The organism is Bacillus sp. AFS040349 (assembly GCF_002577655.1).
In the GTDB taxonomy this organism is placed as follows: domain Bacteria; phylum Bacillota; class Bacilli; order Bacillales; family Bacillaceae; genus Metabacillus.
The window spans coordinates 1-2,531 of the sequence record NZ_NUMC01000151.1 but is presented as its reverse complement, the minus strand read 5'-3'; the positions used below and the strand labels follow the sequence as shown (position 1 = coordinate 2,531).

Annotated in this window: 1 protein-coding gene; it reads right to left on the bottom strand. The window is 37.0% G+C overall.

All coding sequences use genetic code 11. The features are described 5' to 3' along the window. Positions 1-103: 103 nt before the first annotated feature. Entirely contained in the window at positions 104-1,915 is a 1,812-nt protein-coding gene (ltrA, locus tag COD11_RS24320) for a group II intron reverse transcriptase/maturase (protein WP_098799486.1), read from the bottom strand. Between the last annotated feature and the right edge of the window lie 616 nt (positions 1,916-2,531).

The following is a 2,531-nucleotide window of genomic DNA, read 5'->3' as shown; positions in this document are numbered from 1 at the left end:
GTAGGGTAAGAACCCGGCGCCTTGCTTAGTTGCCTAAGTAGGTTTCCAAGAACTCCCCTCCAAACCGTACGTACTCCTCTCAGAGTATACGGCTTTCCATTTATCAATCTAACTTTCCATTGTGTAAGTCATGGTGGCATTTTACACACATGGCAATCGTCTTGCGATTTCTTGCAATCATGGTTTGTTCCCATCGTTTCTTACCTTTTAAATCTTTAAGTTTATTGACATGATGCATTTCTAATGGAACATTTTCTGCACCACACCATTCACACTTTTCAGCTAAGAGGCGTTCAATGAGGCTTGTTCTGCCACCGTAAAGTAACGTATTTTCAATTATATCGACTGATTGTTTATTGATTTCCGAGTTCTTTTCCATTCGTTGTTCCGTAAAAAAGGCAATTTTAGGACCATCCTTCGTTTTATAATGTATACCGAATTTCCCGTTTATCGAAAATTCTGTAATGATTTTACTAACGGTACTTTTATATTTACTGGCATACGTTTTAATCATGCTGTATTTCATTGTTTGACGGAAAGATTGAAGTACATGCACATTGCTTGCTAGACGAAAATAATGATATAATCCTTCAATTTCCGCATTATACGTACGAAGAATTTCAAGGTCATCGTTATGCACTAGATACGGACGATGAACAGGTTTCCACCCATTGTTGCTGCCAATTTTTAATGCACCTAAATTGATGAGTTTTTTGATATATTTCTCATGTGGTACGAATAGCTTCGTTTGATAGTTGAACTTTCGCTTTTTCGTACCATTTGACATTTTCATTCTTTGCCAATCTCTTGCTACTCGAATGTCGTATCCTAGAAATCTAGCGTTTGTCTTACTATTTGTTATCAACGTTTTTTCAGCACTTAATTCTAATTTGAGTTTATCTGCTAGGTAATCTGTTAAATCCTTCTTGATTTGTTCAGCTTCTTTATTACTGCCAATAACCCCGATAATAAAATCATCAGCGTATCTCACATATTTCATTCGACGGTAGTTCGGGTCAAAGAGGTCTTTGCTCTCATGGCTTTGTAACTCTTTATATAGAGCTTTTAATTTTCTAAGCCTTTCAGCTTTTTCTTCTTCAGTTAACCGTTCCCAATCACGTTTATTTTTACTTTTACTATGATTAATCTTTGATGCTACGTTATGATAGATAAGATTATGTCTGCGCTTTTTACCTTTGTTATAGTCCAGTGCATATTGTTCTACATATTTATCTAATTCATGCAGATAAATATTCGATAATAACGGACTAATTATGCCACCCTGAGGGGTTCCACTGTAAGTTTTGTGAAAAGTCCATTCTTCTACATAACCTGCTCTAAGGAATTTCCAAATTAAATTAATTAATTTCTCGTCCCTGATACGTTTTCGTAAAAGCCCAATTAATACATGATGGTCGATATTGTCAAAGAAACCTTTTATATCACCCTCAATAAACCATCTCGTACCTGTAAACGTGTTACGTATTTCTTTTAAAGCCGTGTGACAGCTACGATTTGGTCGAAAACCATGCGAATGATTTGAGAATTGTGGCTCATAAATACTTTCTAAAATGCTCCGAACAACTTCTTGCACTAATTTATCCTCAAAAGTCGGGATACCCAAAGGTCGTGGCTTTCCATTTTTCTTAGGGATATATGTTCTGCGCGCTGGTTTTGGTTGATAAGACTGCTCTTTTAATTTTTCAATCAAACGCTCGATTCTTTCTAAGCTTATTCCATCAATAGTGTCATTATTGACACCTTTTGTATTGCTTCCTTTATTCGAATAGAGTTTGGCATAGGCTGCTAGATAAAACTCGGTATTATACAAATTTCGATACAACCGTTCAAATACGTACGTTTTATTTTGAGCTTTGGAAGTTAGACTGTTTAACACTACTTTTGGATTTCTCATAGAGCCTCACGCTCCTTCCCAATTTGGTATTAAACTAGATAAACTGCTCCCCTTCGCCATGTAATAGGCTTTCCCTATCTCGGACTACTACGAGAGCTCCGTTGCCATATCAGATATTCAGCATCATCTTTCTTGCCTTTCAGCTTGAAATTTTTCATCCAATTGGACATTATGCATAGCTGTATTTACAGCGTTCTGACTTAGGCAATCCCCATTTAGACATATAGAAACATAGCATTTCATAATTTCGGATATGATTTTCACTCGTTTCTTCCATATAGAAGATGGACAAAGCAGTATCACTTCATATTTCTCGAAGTTTTTAAGAAACATGCATACTTCGCACAGCGTAAATCGTTACCTCCCGCTGAAGGTCCCCGTAGTCCTCCTTGAGCTATCATTCAAGCAATTCAGCTTTCATCCTTATCTATGAATTTCATCTCGCCATTCAGTCGTGCCTTGGTAACTAGACAACTTATGGCTTTTCCAACATGCTACACTCCCCGCTTGGTTTCCCTTACGGATAAGTTGGCTGATGATAGGGTAAAGAATGTGATATTTCCCTACTGCTTTGCTAATGCAGATTTTCTAAATGTCCTTATGGGCGCACAACCTC

What these genes read in the sequence shown, in the direction of transcription:
- ltrA (WP_098799486.1), bottom strand. Translation starts at nt 1,915, where the DNA reads ATGAGAAATCCAAAAGTAGTGTTAAACAGTCTAACTTCCAAAGCTCAA.